This window comes from Caballeronia sp. ATUFL_F1_KS4A (assembly GCF_023630905.1).
Lineage (GTDB): Bacteria > Pseudomonadota > Gammaproteobacteria > Burkholderiales > Burkholderiaceae > Caballeronia > Caballeronia zhejiangensis.
Window position 1 is genome coordinate 157577 of sequence record NZ_JALQEB010000035.1, and the last position, 17209, is coordinate 174785.

At 64.6% G+C, this 17209-nt stretch carries 14 protein-coding genes and 2 pseudogenes; 9 read left to right on the forward strand and 7 right to left on the reverse strand.

The window, feature by feature from the left end; genetic code table 11:
* The first annotated feature begins 8 nt into the window (after nt 1–8).
* Entirely contained in the window at nt 9–551 is a 543-nt protein-coding gene (locus tag NCS03_RS23340; protein WP_250441225.1) for a universal stress protein, read from the forward strand.
* On the opposite strand, the gene NCS03_RS23345 is transcribed toward NCS03_RS23340, so the two are convergent.
* A complete protein-coding gene (locus tag NCS03_RS23345; protein WP_008349131.1) occupies nt 530–1276 on the reverse strand; it encodes an IclR family transcriptional regulator in 747 nt (248 codons plus the stop codon). The genes NCS03_RS23340 and NCS03_RS23345 overlap by 22 nt on opposite strands.
* A 101-nt stretch (nt 1277–1377) precedes the next feature.
* On the opposite strand from NCS03_RS23345, the gene NCS03_RS23350 reads away from it, so the two are divergent.
* Nucleotides 1378–2550, forward strand: a complete 1173-nt coding sequence (locus NCS03_RS23350) for a fumarylacetoacetate hydrolase family protein (RefSeq protein WP_008349133.1) — start codon at nt 1378–1380, stop codon at nt 2548–2550.
* Between the two features lie 6 nt (nt 2551–2556).
* On the opposite strand, the gene NCS03_RS23355 is transcribed toward NCS03_RS23350, so the two are convergent.
* Together NCS03_RS23355 and msrC are read right to left on the reverse strand one after the other, a co-directional pair.
* Complete coding sequence (locus NCS03_RS23355) at nt 2557–3540, reverse strand: substrate-binding domain-containing protein (RefSeq protein ID WP_033536490.1); 984 nt, start codon at nt 3538–3540, stop codon at nt 2557–2559.
* Between the two features lie 126 nt (nt 3541–3666).
* On the reverse strand, nt 3667–4161 hold the full coding sequence (gene msrC, locus NCS03_RS23360) for a free L-methionine (R)-S-oxide reductase MsrC (protein ID WP_250529895.1): 495 nt from the start codon (nt 4159–4161) through the stop codon (nt 3667–3669).
* Nucleotides 4162–4472: 311 nt separating this feature from the next.
* On the opposite strand from msrC, the gene NCS03_RS23365 reads away from it, so the two are divergent.
* From NCS03_RS23365 to NCS03_RS23380, 4 genes and pseudogenes are all read left to right on the forward strand, one after another.
* The gene (locus tag NCS03_RS23365; RefSeq protein ID WP_175982673.1) at nt 4473–5714 is read left to right on the forward strand and encodes an ROK family transcriptional regulator; all 1242 of its coding nucleotides are present in this window, start codon (nt 4473–4475) and stop codon (nt 5712–5714) included.
* On the forward strand, nt 5704–7248 hold the full coding sequence (locus tag NCS03_RS23370; protein ID WP_250529896.1) for a sugar ABC transporter ATP-binding protein: 1545 nt from the start codon (nt 5704–5706) through the stop codon (nt 7246–7248). Before NCS03_RS23365 ends, NCS03_RS23370 begins: the two co-directional genes overlap by 11 nt.
* Nucleotides 7249–7348: 100 nt before the next feature.
* Nucleotides 7349–8299: pseudogene (locus NCS03_RS23375) on the forward strand (ABC transporter permease subunit); the annotation flags it as partial.
* A 128-nt stretch (nt 8300–8427) separates the two neighbouring features.
* A complete protein-coding gene (locus NCS03_RS23380; protein WP_372492544.1) occupies nt 8428–9321 on the forward strand; it encodes an ABC transporter substrate-binding protein in 894 nt (297 codons plus the stop codon).
* Between the two features lie 12 nt (nt 9322–9333).
* On the opposite strand, the gene NCS03_RS23385 is transcribed toward NCS03_RS23380, so the two are convergent.
* The 3 genes from NCS03_RS23385 to NCS03_RS23395 all read right to left on the reverse strand — a co-directional run bounded on the left by NCS03_RS23385 (nt 9334) and on the right by NCS03_RS23395 (nt 12517).
* On the reverse strand, nt 9334–10248 hold the full coding sequence (locus NCS03_RS23385) for an NHL repeat-containing protein (RefSeq protein ID WP_250529897.1): 915 nt from the start codon (nt 10246–10248) through the stop codon (nt 9334–9336).
* A gap of 73 nt (nt 10249–10321) precedes the next feature.
* Nucleotides 10322–11560 carry an MFS transporter gene (locus tag NCS03_RS23390; RefSeq protein WP_033536488.1) on the reverse strand — a complete coding sequence of 413 codons (1239 nt, stop codon included), beginning with the start codon at nt 11558–11560 and terminating at the stop codon, nt 10322–10324.
* A gap of 120 nt (nt 11561–11680) precedes the next feature.
* Nucleotides 11681–12517: an alpha/beta fold hydrolase gene (locus NCS03_RS23395; RefSeq protein ID WP_008349142.1), complete on the reverse strand. Its 837-nt coding sequence runs from the start codon at nt 12515–12517 to the stop codon at nt 11681–11683.
* A gap of 223 nt (nt 12518–12740) precedes the next feature.
* On the opposite strand from NCS03_RS23395, the gene NCS03_RS23400 reads away from it, so the two are divergent.
* The 3 genes and pseudogenes from NCS03_RS23400 to NCS03_RS23410 all read left to right on the forward strand — a co-directional run bounded on the left by NCS03_RS23400 (nt 12741) and on the right by NCS03_RS23410 (nt 15730).
* Entirely contained in the window at nt 12741–13226 is a 486-nt protein-coding gene (locus NCS03_RS23400) for a molybdopterin-dependent oxidoreductase (protein WP_250529898.1), read from the forward strand.
* 364 nt (nt 13227–13590) lie between these two features.
* Nucleotides 13591–14619 (forward strand): annotated as a pseudogene (locus NCS03_RS23405) (two-partner secretion domain-containing protein); the annotation flags it as partial.
* A 709-nt stretch (nt 14620–15328) separates the two neighbouring features.
* Complete coding sequence (locus tag NCS03_RS23410; protein ID WP_250522103.1) at nt 15329–15730, forward strand: winged helix-turn-helix domain-containing protein; 402 nt, start codon at nt 15329–15331, stop codon at nt 15728–15730.
* Here the strand turns inward: NCS03_RS23410 and NCS03_RS23415 are convergent.
* Nucleotides 15727–17037 (reverse strand): DUF2325 domain-containing protein, encoded by a 1311-nt coding sequence (locus NCS03_RS23415; RefSeq protein WP_250529899.1) that lies wholly within the window; start codon nt 17035–17037, stop codon nt 15727–15729. The genes NCS03_RS23410 and NCS03_RS23415 overlap by 4 nt on opposite strands.
* Nucleotides 17038–17209 lie beyond the last annotated feature (172 nt).

The following is a 17209-nucleotide window of genomic DNA, read 5'->3' on the forward strand; positions in this document are numbered from 1 at the left end:
GACTCATCATGTACAAGCACATTCTCGTCGCGGTCGGCACGAGCCTCAGCGAAAGCGCCCTGACCACCGCCATCACGCGCGCCCGCGACTGCAACGCGCGGCTGACCGCGCTGCACATCGTCGATCAGGCGCCGTGGTGGGCCATCGTCACCGCCGACAGCAATCCGGGCGAAACGCTCGATGTCATCGAGGATCACGCGCGTGCCGTCACGCGCTATGCGGCGCGATTGATCGATAGCGCGGGCATCGACGGCATTGCGCGCAGTGTCACGCAGCCGCTCGACGGCACGAGCGTCGGCGAACTGATCGCGCGCGAGGCGAAGGCGGCGGGCGCGGATCTGATCGTGCTCGGCGGCGAGGCGGAAACCGGCTGGCGGCACGGCGAAGCGCGTCTGCGCGATGTAGTGTGCTCGCACGCAACATGCGACGTGCTGATCGCGGCGCACGCGAGCGCACCGCTTTCCGCAGGAACCGATCACGCGCGCGTCGCCGCTTCGTCGGCCTGCGCTGGCACGCGCGTATCACATCGTCAGAGCGCGCCGCGCAGGTGAGCTGCAAGCTGCACGATGCCGATCGAAATCTGCTTCTCACGTTTCGGATCGAGCCGGCCGACCGGCACGCTCGTCGATACCGCGACGCGCTTGCCCGCCGGCGTCATCCCGACGTAAGCCGCGAAACACGCGAGGCCTTCCGCGACTTCCTCGCGCTCGACCGCGAGACCGCTCGCGCGAATCGACGCGAGTTCGCGCAGTAGCGCCGCGCGCCGCGTGATGGTGCGCGGCGTCACCGCTTCGAGACGGTCGGGCAGGCGCTCGATCACGGCTTCATCGGTCATTCCGGAAAGCAGCGCCTTGCCGAGCGCGCAGCAATGCGCGGGCAGACGCGAGCCGAGATCCGACACGAGCCGCACCGGACGATGCGCGTCCTCGCGCGCGATGTAGACAACCTGCACGCCGTCGAGCACGGCGAGCTGCACGACCTCGTTGTGCTTGTTGATGAACGCGCCGGCGCCTTCGCGAAACGCGGCTTGCAGCTTGTCGTGCCGCACATAGGCGTTGCCGAGCTCGAAGAGACCGACGCCGATCATGTAGCCGTCGTCGCGCTTTTCGATCCATTGCATGCGCGCGAGCGTTTCCAGCATCAGATAAAGCGTGCTGCGCGAGAGGCCGGTTTGTTCCGCGAGCGCGGCCGCACGCACCGGTTTCGCGGCGGCGGCGAGCGCTTCGAGAATGTCGCTGGCGCGGCGCAGCGCGGGAACGTCGTAAGTTTTTTCCATGACCGCATTATTCCAACGGGTTGGACATTTAATCAACCCAATGGACACTCTTCGACACGCGGGCTACGATCGGCATTCCTTTCCCGCCTGTCATCGCATTCATGCAAACCGTCAACGTCTCCTCCTGTCTGCCCGAAGATTTCGCCGACGCCGTGCTGATCGGCCGTGTCTGGCGCCCTGCGCCCGTGAACGGTCCCGCCGTCGTCGCGGTGCGCAAGGGCGAAGTGTTCGACATCACGCGCGCCGCGCCGACCACCGCCGACCTCTTCGATCACGCCGATGCGCTCGACATCGCCCGCAACGCCGAAGGCGAGCATCTCGGCAACGTTCAGGATCTGCTGCAAGCGACGCTCGATGCATCGGCCGGCGGCCTGCGCCTGCTCGCACCCTGCGACGTGCAGGCGGTGAAGGCGTGCGGCGTCACGTTCGCGGTGAGTTTGCTGGAGCGCGTCATCGAAGAGCAGGCGGGCGGCGACGCAAGCCGCGCGCAGGAAGTGCGCGACACGATCAACAAGCTGATCGGCGCGGATCTGTCGAAGATCGAGCCCGGCTCGGACGCCGCGATGAAGCTGAAGGCCGAACTGGAGCGTCGCGGCGCGTGGTCGCAATACATGGAAGTGGGAATCGGGCCGGACGCGGAAGTGTTTTCGAAGTCGCAGCCGATGTCGTCGGTCGGGTTCGGCGCGGATGTCGGCCTGTATCCGACGTCGAAATGGAACAACCCGGAGCCGGAGATCGTGCTGGCGGTGAATGCGCGTGGCGAGATCGTCGGCGCGACGCTCGGCAACGACGTGAATCTGCGCGATATCGAAGGCCGCAGCGCGCTGTTGCTGGGCAAGGCGAAGGACAACAACGCGTCGTGCGCGATCGGCCCGTTCGTGCGTCTTTTCGACGAGCGCTTCACGCTGGATTCGGTGCGCGCGACGAGCGTGTCGCTGCGCATCGAAGGCGCGGACGATGGCTTCGTGCTCGAAGGCGTGAGCCACATGAGCGAGATCAGCCGCGATCCGGCGGATCTCGTCACGCAGACGCACGGCGCGCATCATCAGTATCCGGATGGATTCATGCTGTTCCTCGGCACGATGTTCTCGCCGATCAAGGACCGCGACACCGAAGGCGGCGGCTTCACGCATCATCTCGGCGATGTCGTGACGATCTCGACGCCCAGTCTCGGCGCGCTCGTCAATACGGTGAAGCTGTCGACGGAAATCGAGCCGTGGACGTTCGGGGTGCGGGCGCTGTATCGGAGTCTTGCGGCGCGGGGGCTGGTTTAACGCGCTCTAAGAAGCCCCGAACCGAAACCCCTTCGCTGCCCCTCTCGTCACCAGTTGCACCGGCGTTTCCATATACGGCGACAAGTCTCTCTGCCGCCGCTTCTCCACGAGCGCCTTCACCGCGACATCCAGACCGAACACCGCCTGCCGCGCGCCGAATTGCTCGACGGTCGCAAGCAGGCGGCCGTCGTCGAGCATCGGCTGCACGGTTTCGATGTTGTTGTAGCCCGTTACCAGCACGCGGCCCCTTTTTCCGGCGATGCGGATCGCGTCGATCGCGCCCATCGCGATGTTGTCGTTCGCGCAGAGCAAGCCGCGCAAGTCCGGATGCGCATAGAGCATCTCCAGCGCACTCGCCTTGCCGCTCACGAGGGTCCAGTCGCCGCTGTCCACGGCGGCGATACGCATGCCCGCCGCGTTCATCGCGTCCGTGAAGCCGACCGTGCGCTGCTGCGCGTTGCGATCGTTCGCCGGCCCGCCGATGATCCCGACTTCATCGCCCGCCTTCAGCTTCGAGCCGAGATACCCACCGACGAGCCTCGCCCCGCGCCGGCTGTCCGGTCCGACGAACGGAATCGTGACGCGCGCCGCGTCCTGAGCGGCTTCGTCGAAAGGATTGTCGATGGCGATCACGATGATGCCCGCCGCGATCGCCTTCGCCGCCACCGGCAGCAGCGCCTTCGAATCCGCCGGCGCGATGACGATCGCGTTGACCTTCGCTTCGATGAGCGACTCGACGATGTGAATCTGCCCGGCGACGTCGTTGTCGGTGAGCGTGCCGTTCGTCGTGAGATCGAGCTGCGATGCGTAATGGCGCTGATAGTTGCGCGCGCCTTCGATCATCGACACGACGAACGGATCGCCGAGCGACTTCATCACGAGCGCGACGGTCGCCTTGTCCGATGCCGCGCGCACGTCGCGCACGCGCGCGAACGCACACGCGCTCATGGCGCATGCGGCAAGCAGGCGGCGGCGGACGAGGCTCGTCATGAAATTTTGAGACGGATGAAAACGTCCCATTGTAGACGCACGCGACCAGTCGTCCGATGAGGACAAATTCTCAGCGCGATGCCGCTTCCACGAGCGCGGCCGCGCCGTTATCCGCTGCTTCGACGTTCATTTTTTCCACGCGAGCGCGATGAACTCGGCGCACAGCGCTTCCATGCCGAGCGCGTCTTCATCGTCGAAGCGGTTCGGCACGGGGCTATCGACGTCCCACACGCCGATCAGCGCGCCGTCGCTTCCGACGAGCGGCACGACGATCTCCGAGCGCGACGCCGAATCGCAGGCGATGTGGCCCGGAAACGCGTGCACGTCCGGCACGACCTGCGTGCGCCGTTCGCGCGCCGCCGTGCCGCAGACGCCGCGTCCAAGCGCGATCCGCACGCACGCCGGCTTGCCCTGAAACGGCCCGACCACGAGTTCGGTGCCGTCGAACAGATAGAAGCCGGCCCAGTTCAGATCCGGCAGCGTGTGATAGATGAGCGACGAAAAATTCGCCGCGTTGGCGATGAAGTCGGTTTCATCGGCGAGGAGCGCGCGGGCTCGCTGCAGCAGATCGTCGTATTGCGCGGCCTTGGTCGCGTGCGTGGCTTCGGAAATCGAGAACATGAAACGGCGGCCAATGTGTCGAAAAGTGTCGCCGACGATAGCACATCGATCCGCACGACGCTGCGCGCGCCGCGCGTCGAAAGCTGGCTGCAAAGCCGTGTCGCAAAGCTTGGAACTGACGATTGCATCGCCTAGTGTGAAAGCGCACCGGGTCCGCGGTTTGCAATGGTCGCGCAGCGCGTTTCGCATTCCGCTGAACAAAATGCTTCGGGATTTCCCTGCTTTACTTCGCCGCGCCGTCGGTCTTAAATAAATCAACTTGATTTAATTAATGGCCACGATTCGATGGCCGGCTACTTCGGAGACAGCGCGTGAAATCCCCAAGCGGCAGAGGCAGCAATTCCGCGAGCGTGCGCCGGTACAACGAACGTCTGCTGTTGCAGGCGCTGCGGCGCACCGAGCCGGCATCGAAGGCCGATCTCGCGCGTCACGCGAATCTCACGAGCACGGCGGTCGGCAGCATCGTCGAATCGTTGGAAAATGCGGGCCTCATCGAATACACCGGTCGTCGTCTCGAAGGACAGCGCGGTCAGCCCGCGTCGCTGATCCGGCTCGATCCGCGCGGCGCGTTCGGTATCGGCGTGCGGCTGGATCGCACGGGCATCGAAACGGTGCTCGTGAATTTCGCCGGCGACGTGCTCGCCCGCAGCGCGCTGGACGCCATCCTGCCGCATCCGTCCGAAGTGCTCAAAATCGTGCAACGCGACGTCAAAAGCATGCTTCGCCTGCTTTCCGAGCCGGAGCGCGAGCGGCTGACGGGCATCGGCATCGCACAGCCCTTCAATCTCGGCAGCTGGCTGCGCGAACTCGGCCTGCCCGCCGAACGCTTCCGCGCGTGGGACGAAACCGATTTCGCCGATGAACTGGCGCGCACGCTCTCGCTGCCGGTTTTCAGCGAAAACGACGGCAACGCCGCCGCGACGGCCGAGCTTTTCTACGGCCACGGCCGCAGTTGCGACGACTTCGTCTATCTCTTTCTCGGCTCCGCGATTGGCGGCGGCATCGCGATCAACGGCGACTGCCTGCGCGGCGCGTCGGGCAATGCGGGCGACATCGGCGTGATTCCGGTGCCGCCGAGCCGCCTGCCGTCCGCGCCGCAACCGGCCGGCCAGTGGGACATCCTGCTGTCGCGCGCATCGCTGAACGCGCTCGTGCGGCATCTCAACTACTGTGGCGCCGCGGCGGATAACCGCGTCGATCTGCAGGCTTGCATCGAGCGCAGTCTTCCCGCCGTCGACGAATGGATCGACGACTGCATCGAAGCGCTCGCGCCCGCCCTGCGCGCGACGCTCTGCGTGCTCGACGTGCCGATGGTCGTGATCGATTCCGACATCGACGGCGGCCTCCTCGACAAGCTCGTCGCACGTCTGTCGACGACGCTCGCCGCCAACGCGCCCGAAGCGCGCGGCACCCCGACGCTCGTGCGCGGCTCCTTCGGCCCGGATGCGGGCGCGATCGGCGCGGCCACGTTGCCGATGTTCTTCAACTTCTCACCGCGCGCGGCGATCCGCCACGCGGGCATCAAACCGCAGGAGATGAACCATGCCGCATGATGCTTCCAGCCGACCGCCGCTGCTCGAAATGCGCGGCATCAGCAAAACCTTTCCCGGCGTGCGCGCGTTGAACGACGTGCGTCTGTCGGTCTATCCCGGCGAAGTGCATTCGCTGATGGGCGAAAACGGCGCGGGCAAATCCACGCTGATGAAAATCCTCTCGGGCGCGTATCAGGCCGATCCGGGCGGAGAAATCCTGATCGACGGCAAGACCGTCACCATCGACGGGCCGCTCGCCGCGCGCGCGCTCGGCGTCGCGGTGATCTATCAGGAACTGAGCCTCGCGCCGAATCTTTCCGTCGCGGAGAACATTTACGCGGGGCGCGAACTGCGGCGCGGCAGGCTCGTCGATCGCGCGGGCATGGAGCGCGGGTGCACCGACGTGCTCAAGCGTCTCGGTGCGAACTTCAAGCCGCATACGCTCGTCGGCGACCTGTCGATCGCGGAGCGGCAACTCGTCGAAATCGCGCGCGCCGTGCATGCTCACGCGCGCATCCTCGTGATGGACGAGCCGACCACGCCGCTCTCCTCGCGCGAAACCGATCGCCTGTTCGAGCTCGTGCGGCAACTGCGCGAGGAAGGCATCGCGATCATCTACATCAGTCATCGGATGGCGGAGATTTATGAACTGAGCGACCGCGTTTCGGTGCTGCGCGACGGCGCGTACGTCGGCACGCTGATGCGCGACGAACTCTCCGCCGACAGCCTCGTCAAGATGATGGTCGGCCGCGACATCTCCGGCTTCTACAAGAAGCAGCACGCGCCTTACGATCCGGGCAACGTCGTGCTGTCCGTGCGCGATATGGCGGACGGCAATCGCGTGAAAGGATGCAGCCTCGATCTGCACAAGGGCGAAGTGCTGGGCATCGCGGGACTCGTCGGCGCGGGACGCACGGAGTTCGCGCGTCTGATCTTCGGCGCGGAACCGGCGATACGCGGCGAAGTGTCGATGCACGGGAAGCCGCTCAAGCTGCGCACGCCGCGCGACGCGATCGATGCCGGTCTCGTCTATCTGACGGAAGACCGCAAGGGCCAGGGCCTCTTCCTCGACATGAGCGTGCGCGACAACATCAATATCACCGTCGCCGGACGCGATGCGAAAGCCGGCGTGATGGACCTGCCGCGCGGCAACGCGCGCGCGAAGGACGCGATCGCCGCGCTGACCATCCGCGTGCCGAACATGCGCGTGAACGTGGGCGCGCTGTCGGGCGGCAATCAGCAGAAGGTGCTGCTGTCGCGCCTGCTCGAAACCAAGCCCGAAGTGCTGATTCTCGACGAGCCGACACGTGGCGTCGATATCGGCGCGAAGTCGGAGATTTATCGAATCATCAACGATCTCGCGCGGTCGGGCGTCGGCGTGATCGTCATCTCGAGCGAGCTGCCGGAAGTGATCGGCGTGGCGGACCGCGTGCTCGTGATGCGCGAAGGCGAAATCGCGGGCGAACTCGGCGGCCATTCGGGCAAGCCGATTTCGCAGGAAGGGATCATCGAACTGGCGACGGGCTCGAAGGTCGCGCTCGATCAGGCGGCTTAAAGGATATCTGGAGAGAGACATGGCTAACACGACGAAACACCACGACAGCGCGCCGGTTGCGAAGGCGGAGAGCGTATCGCAGCGGCAGAACCGCATCGAGCATCGCGAACGCATGCAGGTGCTGATGCGAACCGCGGGCATGCTGCCCGTGCTGATCCTGCTGTGCATCGGCTTCGGCATCGTCACCGACGGCTTCTTCAGCTTCCAGAATCTGTCGATCGTCACGCAGCAGGCATCGATCAACATCGTGCTCGCGGCGGGCATGACCTTCGTGATTCTGACGGGCGGCATCGACTTGTCGGTCGGCTCGATTCTCTCGGCGGGCGCGGTCGCCGCACTGCTCGCATCGAACATTCCGGGATGGGGATGGCTCGGCATTCCCGCCGCGCTCGCCGTCGGTCTCGGCTTCGGCGTCATCAACGGATTGCTGATCGCGCTGCTCAAGCTGCCGCCGTTCATCGTGACGCTCGGTTCGCTGACCGCCGTGCGCGGTATCGCGCGGCTCATCGGTCACGATACGACGATCTTCAATCCGCAATTGCCGTTCGCGTTCATCGGCAACGACACGCTCTTCGGCGTGCCCTGGCTCGTCATCATCGCGCTGCTCGTCGTGCTGGTGTCGTGGTTCATCCTGCGACGCACGGTGCTCGGACTGCGCATCTATTCGGTCGGCGGCAATCCGGAAGCGGCGCGTCTTTCCGGCATCAAGGTTTGGGGCATCCAGCTTTTCGTCTACGCGATCTCGGGCCTGCTCGCCGGTCTCGGCGCCGTGATGTCGGCCGCGCGTCTCTACGCCGCGAACGGTTTGCAACTCGGCCAGTCGTATGAACTCGACGCCATCGCCGCGGTCATTCTCGGCGGCACGAGCTTCGTCGGCGGCGTGGGTTCGATCGTCGGCACGCTGGTCGGCGCACTCATCATCGCGGTGCTCTCCAACGGCCTCGTGCTGCTCGGCGTGTCGGATATCTGGCAGTACATCATCAAGGGCCTCGTGATCATCGGCGCGGTGGCGCTCGATCGTTACCGTCAGCGCGGCTCGGCTCGCACCTGATCTGGCTAAACCGGGCGCATTCGGGTCCGCTTGCGCCCGCCCTCAAAAATATGGACCACCCCGGAGACAACAACATGCGCAAACACAACAAGCTTTTCGCCAGCGTCGCACTCGCTCTCGGTTTCACGATGTCGCTATCCGCGCACGCCGCCGACAAGCAGTTGAAGTCCATCGGCATCACGGTCGGCTCGCTCGGCAATCCGTACTTCGTGACGATCTCGAGGGGCGCGGAAGCGAAGGCCAAGACGCTCAATCCGAACGTGAAGGTGACGGCTGTTTCGTCGGATTACGACATGAACAAGCAGTTCACGCAGATCGACAATTTCATTTCGGCGAAGGTCGACATGATCCTGCTGAACGCCGTCGATCCGAAGGCGATCGAGCCGGCGGTGAAGAAGGCGCAGAAGGCGGGCATCGTCGTGGTCGCGGTGGACGTCGCGGCGGCCGGCGCGGACGCGACCGTGCAGACCAACAATGTGCAGGCCGGCGAGATTGCCTGCGATTATCTGGCGAAGAAGCTCAACGGCAAGGGCAACGTGGTGATCGAGAACGGGCCGCAAGTGTCGGCGGTGATCGATCGCGTGAACGGTTGCAAGAGCGTGCTCGCGAAGAACCCGGGCATCAAGGTACTTTCCGACGATCAGGACGCGAAAGGCTCGCGCGAAGGCGGCATGAACGCGATGCAGGGTTATCTGACGCGCTTCCCGAAGCTCGACGGCGTGTTCGCGATCAACGATCCGCAAGCGATCGGCACGGACCTCGCGGCGAAGCAACTGCATCGGAACAACATCGTGATTACGTCGGTGGATGGCGCGCCCGATATCGAAACCGCGCTCAAGACCGACACGATGGTTCAGGCGTCGGCGAGCCAGGATCCGTGGGCGATGGCGCAGCAGGCGGTGAGCGTCGGCTACGATCTGATGAACGGCAAGAAGCCCGCCAACTCGACGATCCTGCTGCCGTCGACGCTCGTCACGCGCGACAACGTCGGCAGCTATAAGGGATGGTCGTCGCCGCGATGAGCGACACCGTCGCTATTTGATCGGCACCACGCGCAGCGCGCTCGGCTTGTCCGGCGCGCTCGACCGATCCACGACGACGAGCCGTTTGCGCGCGACGTCCACCGCCACGCCGCGCGGCGATTGCAGATCGTCGGCGATGACCGTCGCGCGGCCGCGCTTCGAGATGCTGCATACGGCGTGCGCGCCGCATTTCGTGAAGAGCCGGCCGTCGGGCGTCGCGGCCATCAGGTCGGGCGCATCGACGGTCGCGAAGACATCGCTCGCCGGCACGGGCGCGCTCGCCGCCCGCGCCGACTGCAAGTCCACCTGATAGATGCGGTTCGCGGCCTGATCGCTGATGTAGAGCGTGTCGCCGACCGTAGCCAAGCCGACCGGCTTGCCCAATCCGGTGACGATGTCGCGCTCGATCACCTGCCGCGGCGCCGTGCCACGCGTAATCACGCTGACGCCGCCTTCTGCCGGCGCGCCACCCTCCTCCATGAACCAGCTCGACAGAAACGTGCCGCCATCGAGCACGAGCAGGCCGACACGCCGCCGCGCGGAATTCGTGTCCGATGCGAGCGCGACCTGACCGCTCGGCGCGACATCGTAGATCGCGGCCGACGTGCCGAAGCCGAATTGCTCGACGAGCAGATGACCGTTCGGCGCGAACGCGATCTGGCTCAGGCTCGTGCGTTCGCCCTCGGCTGCCGGAATGCGCGCGTAGAGCGAAAACGCGGGCGCGTCCTCTTCGCCGATATGCGACGTCATCACGACGCCGTTGGTCCGGTCGTCGGTGACGAACACGGCGCCGTCCGAATCGCGCACTGCGACGCCGTTTGGCGTGCCCGCGAGCGGGACGGTTTGCACGGCCGCGTCCGGCGCGACGGAGCCGCACGCCGCGAGGAACATCGTCATTGCGATTGCCGCCATCAGCCGACGCTTCATGCACTTCTCCCGTCGATGAGCCCGGCGCAAGGGCGTCGGACCGAACGACCAATATAGCGCGGCTTGCGACAGGTCAATCCGGCGAAGCGTCGTATCCGCGCTTGAATGCGGACGCCCGGGCCGGCCGCTCCCATGCCGCCAGCCGTTGCAGCGCGACGAGTCCGAGCAGCGCGAGCGCGAGTCCCAACGTGAAATCAGCGTGTACGCCCGCACGGTCGACGATCGTGCCGCCGACCGCCGATCCCACCGCAATCGCCACCTGGATGATGCTCACGAACATCGCGGAACCCGCTTCGGGCAAGTCCGCCGTGCCGCGCTGAATCCACACGCTGAAGCACAGCGGCAAGGCGCCGAACGCAATGCCCCACAGCAGCATCCCCGCCGTTTCGCCGATGATCGAGTGCTCCAGCAGCAGCATCGACGAAATCGCGCCGAGCAGCAGCAACACCATCGCGGCGACCGACTTCTTGAGATGACCGGAGACGACCATCGACATCAGCGCATTCGAGAAGAAGCCGACGAGGCCGAAGCCGAAGAGCAGCAGCGTGATGGTGCTCAACGAGAAGTCCTGTTCGAGCAGCGGCGCAATGTACGTGTAGGTCGAGAAATGCGCGCCGAAAACGAGCGCGACCATCAGCATGCTCAATCGCGTGTGAGGACGCGCGAGCAGCTTTCTGAAATCGGCGATGCGCAACGCCGATGCCGACGGCAACGAAGGCACGAGCAGCGCCTGTGCAATCAGCGCCACGGCGACGAGTCCCGCCGTCGCCGCGAACGAGAAACGCCACGACGCGAACGACGCGATGAACGTGCCGAGCGGCACGCCGACGACCGTCGCGAGCGTCACGCCGGTCAGAATGGTCGCGGTGGCCTTCGCTGCATCTTTCGGCTGCACGAGTCGCGGCGCGGCGGCGGTCGCCAAAGTCCAGAAGCCGCCCAACGCGGCGCCGAGCATGGCGCGGCCCGCGAGCATGACCGGCAGATTGTTCGCGACGGCGCTGACGAGGTTCGCGATCAGAAGGACGGCGGTGAGGAGCAGGAAGACATATCGCCGATCCATTCGGCCCGCGCTGACGATGAGCGTCGGGGCGAATATCGCGGCCATGACGCCGGGCGTCGTCACCATGAGACCCGCGACGCCGGGCGACACGCCGAGATCGTGCGCGATCTGCGGCAGCAAGCCGACGGGCAGGAATTCGGCCGTCACGAACGCGAACGCGCTCACGGCCACGGCGATGACGGCGAGCCATTGGCGCATCGACGTCGAACGTCCTTCCGGCGATGCTGCAATTGCTGGTGTATCGATTTGCATGATGGCACTGAGGCTAGATTGGAGTTGGCCACTTTAAGCGCGCTTCCAATCGGGAAAAAGCCGTGTGCCTTGAACAGAGATGCCGGCGCGGACGAACAATGTCCGCGCCGGCTGCGTGAATCAGCCCTGCACGAATGCGAGCAGGTCTGCGTTGAGGACGTCCGCGTTGACGGTCAGCATGCCGTGCGAGAAGCCCGGATACGTCTTCAGCGTGCCGTTCTTCAGCAGCTTGATGGACTTCAGCGCGGCATCGGCGATCGGCACGATCTGGTCATCCTCGCCATGCAGAACGAGCGTGGGGACGGAGATCGACTTGAGATCTTCGGTCTGATCCGTTTCCGAGAACGCCTTGATGCCCTCGTAGTGCGCCTTGGCGCTGCCCATCATGCCCTGACGCCACCAGTTCTGGATGACGCCCTGATGCACCGTCGCGCCCGGGCGGTTGAAGCCGTAGAACGGACCTGCGGGCACATCGACGAAGAACTGCGCGCGGTTGTCCGCGAGCCCTTTGCGCAAACCGTCGAAGACGTCGATAGGCAGGCCTTCCGGGTTGGCTTCCGTCTTCAGCATGAGCGGCGGCACAGCGCTCACGAGGACCGCCTTCGCGACGCGTCCCGCCGGTTCGCCGTGCTTCGCGACATAGCGGGCGACTTCACCGCCGCCCGTCGAATGTCCGATATGGATTGCGTTGCGCAGATCGAGCGCCTCGACGACCGCGAAGGCGTCGGCGGCGTAGTGATCCATGTCGTGACCGTCCGAGACTTGCGACGAGCGGCCGTGTCCGCGCCGGTCGTGCGCGATCACGCGATATCCCTTCTGGACGAAAAACAGCAATTGCGCGTCCCAATCGTCGGAAGAAAGCGGCCAGCCGTGATGGAAAACGATGGGCTGCGCGTCCTTCGGGCCCCAATCCTTGTAGAAAATTTCGACGTTATCTTTGGTCGTGACGAACGGCATGACAATCCTCTCTCGTTGATGGGATGGAGCGGGATGCCGGCTGGGCGGATCGCTCAGCCGGCTGCGACGTTCTCGCGGGTAGAACAGTACACGTTTGCCCATTTTGTTGCCCAATCGTGCGCCGGGCATGCCGATTATGTGCGGACAGAAATGTCATCGGTGCGACATCGTAATATATTCCCGGATATAGCCCATTTCGCGCGACCCCATGTTTCGAGGAATCATGTCGTCATCGAGCCAGAGCAATTCGAGTAGCCCATATATCGAGATCGGCGGCGCGGTGCAAAGGCCGCTGACGCTCGACGTCGCCGCAATGCGCGAATTCGGGCGCGTGAGCATCGAACCGTTCGATCTCGTGTGCTTTTCGACGGGCCGCTACATTCGACCGATGGGAAGCTATCGCGGCGTGCCATTGCGCGTGCTGCTCGACGCCGCGGGCGTGCGCCGGCCGAACAACACCGATTTCAAGCGCACCGTGTTCCTCGCGCACGCGCACGATGGCTATGCGGTGACGTTCTCCTGGCACGAGCTTTTCAATACGCCGATCGGCGCGCAGGTGATTGTCGCGTACGAGTGCGAGGATCGCGAACTTGGCATCGAGGACGGATTGCCGGTGCTCGTTTCCGGCGCGGACACGGTGCGCGCGCCGCGCCATCTGAAGCGCCTCGTGCGCGTCGATGCCCACGTTCTGGGTGCGTCGCATCGATGAACGGATCGGCCGATCGCATGCTGTTCGCGCGGGAAATCGGCGCGACGATCACTTCGGCGAAGGAAGTCGCGCTTGCGCGAGGCGTTGAGACGACGTGTGCGCCGGGTTGTCCGCGATGTGAGGATTTTGTGATCCGGTATCCGGACACGCCCTAGATCGCCGCGCACAGACCGAGACTCGCGCTCGTTCGTTCCAAACTCAGAATTTCCCACTCGAATAGGCGCCTCGCATCTCGCGAGGCGTTTCTTCTTTCAGAGTTATCCGTATGAATTTTCAGTTAAGGATGGCTGAAAATTCGGAGTTCTCTGCCGCTAAGCAGTGGCGCGCAGACGCTGACCCCGCCGACTCAATCCCGAAAAGAATCATGAATAAGGGTTTTTACAAACTCGTCTATAGCCGCGTGCGGCATATGCTCGTCGCCGTCGCGGACTTCGCCAGCGCTCATCGCACCGCGCCCGGCGCGCGTCGTCCCGCGACGCGCTCTCATCACGCCGGGCCCGTGCCCGCATTGCGCGCGCTCGTTCTCGCCGCGATGGTCCTTATCGGCAATGTCATCCTGAGCGCGCCGTCAATTGCACAGATAGTCGCGGTGCCCGGCTCGGGCGCTCAAGTCATACAGACGCAAAACGGGTTGCCGCAAGTCAATATCTCGCGACCCAGTTCGGCGGGCGTGTCGGTCAACAATTATTCACAATTCGACGTCCAGCGCCAGGGCGCGATTTTGAATAACGCTGCAACCATCACGCAGACGCAACAGGCCGGATACGTGAATGGCAATCCGAATCTGACGCCCGGTCGTGAGGCGCGGATCATCGTCAATCAGGTGCAGAGTAATTCGCCGTCGCAATTGCGCGGGTATCTCGAAGTGGCGGGATCGCGCGCAGAGGTGGTCGTCGCGAATCCGCAAGGGATTCTGGTCGACGGCGCGGGTTTCATTAATACGTCCCGAGCCGTGTTGACGACCGGAACGCCGAATTTCGGGCCATCGGGGAATCTGACGGGCTTCAACGTCACAGGCGGGACGATCACGGTACAAGGCGCCGGTCTCAATGTGACGAACGTCGATCAGGTCGATCTGTTGAGTCGCGCTATTCAAGCCAACGCGGCGATTTATGCGAACAACCTGAACGTGGTCGCGGGCGCGAATCAGATCGATCACGACACGCTCAACGCTACGCCGATCGCGGGCACTGGTCCGGCGCCGTCGGTGGCGATCGACGTCGGCGCGCTCGGTGGCATGTATTCGAATCGCATCTATCTCACATCCAACGAATACGGTGTGGGCGTCAGCAATCGCGGGATTCTGGCGGCGCAGGCCGGCGATCTGACGCTCAAGTCCAATGGCCAGCTCGTGCTCGCCGGAACGACGAACGCAAGCGGGAGCATGAGCGTACGCGAACAAGAGCCTGACGTATCGCTTGCCGCCGAGTTACTCGCGCGAAGGAAAGGAAGTGCGCGCGAAGTTGCAGCGTGTGGGCGTGTATCGGGAATCGGGCCATGAACACTTGAACGGGTGTCTGGCGGTGCCGGTGGCGGATCTCGATTCGGGCGCGGGGTTTGGCACAGTCCGACAGATGTACGGGCGTCGGATCGCAGCGGGTCACAAGATTCCGGCGAGCCAGCCGCGGCATATGTACCCGGCGTCGCGCTCATAGCAAGCCAAGCGGCGGACCTACCGTTATCGCATGGTGGTGCTCGCCCCTACCCTCTCGTTGCTGGTTCCCGGTGGCAAGCCATCCCTTCCGCTACGTAACGACATCCCACCGCCAATATTTACCGGGCACACTCTTCCGCGTCGATGACATCGCGATCGGCAACGCTAGAACGCGCGCGGCTTCGACGGCAAGCAGATGCTAACGGGCGAGCGCGACTTCCACTGGCGTAACGAAATGCAAGCGCCGCTCGGGCAGTCGCGCCAATCTCTCTACCCGATCATCGATCGTCCGCGATGACCACCTCGCGCCTCCCGTCAGCCCGAGCCACATGCACGTCGCAAACACGGCCTTGCACATTCCCCGATGCCGTCCTATCCGGACAACCGATAACGCCCGCAAGCCCCTCGTCAAACGCCCCTCCGATTTCCTTCGTGTATCCTCTCGGGCATGGCGACGACCCTGAAAACACCGGAAAACGCATCAGACACCGACGCGGCGAACCAGCCGATCGAAGTGCGCTTTCGCATGCGCGTCACGAAAGGCGAGACCATCGCCATCGGTCCGGGCAAGGTGTCGCTGCTCGAAGCGGTGCGCAAGCACGGCTCGATATCGGCGGCGGCGCGCAGCCTCGACATGTCGTACCGGCGCGCGTGGCTGCTCATCGACGAGCTCAATCGCTCGCTCAAATCGCCCGCGACCATCTCCGAACAAGGCGGGCAAAGCGGCGGCGGCTGCGTGCTGACGCCCGTCGGCGAAAGCATCGTGCGGCTTTATCGCGATGTCGAAACACAGGCGCAAGCCGCGTGCGCCGAGCAGATCGAATCGCTCACGCAGTTGCTCAAGCCCTAACCGTGTCGTAAGCAGAACGCCGACGGCGGCGGCGCGCTCGCCTGACCGCCACGCGCGCCAATCATGAGCCGTCCGACGAACTCCACGAAACTCGCGACGCTCGCGGTGCGCAACGGCGAATACTCGACGCCATGCCGGTCGCAGACGCGCTTGAGCATGCTCATCGAATCGTGATCGATGCAATCGACGGGAAACAGCACGACATCCGCGTTCGGCAGCGCGGCCGCGAGCAAGCCCTTGCGATCTTCGATGCCGCCGTCATGGACGATCAGCTCGCCGCCCGCAGCCTCCACCAGCGCCTTCAGCACCGCATTCGAATTCGGCCTTCCGCCGACATAGACGATGCGCCTGCCGCTCACCCATTCCATCGCGCGTCGGCGCACGTCGGGGCGATCGCAGGCACCGAGCGTCGCGCGTTCCAGCGCCGCGCACTCGGCCTGTACGACCTTCAGCAGCGCCTGAACTTCGGCCAGCTTGTTGCGCAATGCGCGTGTCTCGTCCTCGTCCCGGAGCGCGCGCTGCTCGGCGGCTTCGCGGCGGCTCGTGTGCAGCGCGAGCCTGCGTTCACCGTCCTCGATTTTTTCGCGCAGGCGCTCGACTTCGGCTTCGAGCTGCGCCGTCGGCATATCCGCCTTGCGTTGCCCGAACGCTGCGAGTTGCAGCGCGTGCTCGCTCGCCTGTCTGACGGACGCATCGCGTTCCGCGCTCAGTTCGAAAAGACGCGCCTGCTGCCGATCGATCTTTTCCCTAAGCTCCTGATTCTCCGCTTCGAGCGCGACGAGCCGCCGGATATCCGCGCGATTCGCCGCGCCGACGAGATGCGACAGCATATGAAGTTCGCCGAACGCGGACTGGCGCACTGCGATCGTCGCGTGCGGATGCGACATCACCGCCCAGTACGCGGGCGGAATATCGCCGGACTTCAGCGCCTCGTTCCACAGATCGAGCAGCGCCTGCGTATCGCGCGCGGCGTCGAAACGGCGGATCGCGCCTGAATAGCGTTCGTCGAGCGCCTTGTTCAGCGCCTTCGCGCCCGCGCCGCCCGCGATCGCGAGTTCGACAGCGGCGTGATGAATCTCCAGATCGCTCGCGTGATGGCGGTCGAGATCGGTGAATCTGGGCACGAGCTTGCGTAGCTCGCCCGTCGAAAGACAAGTGCCGATCACCGAGCAATGCAGATGCGAATCCAGTTCGGCAAGACGCGCGCGACGACGCGAGGCGCGAAGATCGGATTCGGTCGGCTGACAGCACGCATCGCGTAGGCCGGGCGCGCTCGAGCGTGCAAGTTGAAACGGAGGGGTCCGCATGATCACCTCGTGCTTTCGTGTTTCGCAATATACCATCGAATATAACGATGACTCAAAGCCGAGGCGATGCGCGAGTCGGGGGCCGTATCCCGCGCGCGCGGTCCGGACACGGCGTATCCTTGTGTCCTTCGGCGCGTCAGGCCGGCCGGACAAGGCCGCGTCCGCAAGGCAC

Coding starts and splice junctions, on each gene's coding strand:
- NCS03_RS23415 (WP_250529899.1), bottom strand. CDS start 17,037: ATGCGGACCCCTCCGTTTCAACTTGCACGCTCGAGCGCGCCCGGCCTA.
- NCS03_RS23355 (WP_033536490.1), bottom strand. CDS start 3,540: ATGACGAGCCTCGTCCGCCGCCGCCTGCTTGCCGCATGCGCCATGAGC.
- NCS03_RS23370 (WP_250529896.1), top strand. CDS start 5,704: ATGCCGCATGATGCTTCCAGCCGACCGCCGCTGCTCGAAATGCGCGGC.
- NCS03_RS23340 (WP_250441225.1), top strand. CDS start 9: ATGTACAAGCACATTCTCGTCGCGGTCGGCACGAGCCTCAGCGAAAGC.
- NCS03_RS23400 (WP_250529898.1), top strand. CDS start 12,741: ATGTCGTCATCGAGCCAGAGCAATTCGAGTAGCCCATATATCGAGATC.
- NCS03_RS23410 (WP_250522103.1), top strand. CDS start 15,329: ATGGCGACGACCCTGAAAACACCGGAAAACGCATCAGACACCGACGCG.
- NCS03_RS23345 (WP_008349131.1), bottom strand. CDS start 1,276: ATGGAAAAAACTTACGACGTTCCCGCGCTGCGCCGCGCCAGCGACATT.
- NCS03_RS23390 (WP_033536488.1), bottom strand. CDS start 11,560: ATGCAAATCGATACACCAGCAATTGCAGCATCGCCGGAAGGACGTTCG.
- NCS03_RS23380 (WP_372492544.1), top strand. CDS start 8,428: ATGTCGCTATCCGCGCACGCCGCCGACAAGCAGTTGAAGTCCATCGGC.
- msrC (WP_250529895.1), bottom strand. CDS start 4,161: ATGTTCTCGATTTCCGAAGCCACGCACGCGACCAAGGCCGCGCAATAC.
- NCS03_RS23385 (WP_250529897.1), bottom strand. CDS start 10,248: ATGAAGCGTCGGCTGATGGCGGCAATCGCAATGACGATGTTCCTCGCG.
- NCS03_RS23395 (WP_008349142.1), bottom strand. CDS start 12,517: ATGCCGTTCGTCACGACCAAAGATAACGTCGAAATTTTCTACAAGGAT.
- NCS03_RS23350 (WP_008349133.1), top strand. CDS start 1,378: ATGCAAACCGTCAACGTCTCCTCCTGTCTGCCCGAAGATTTCGCCGAC.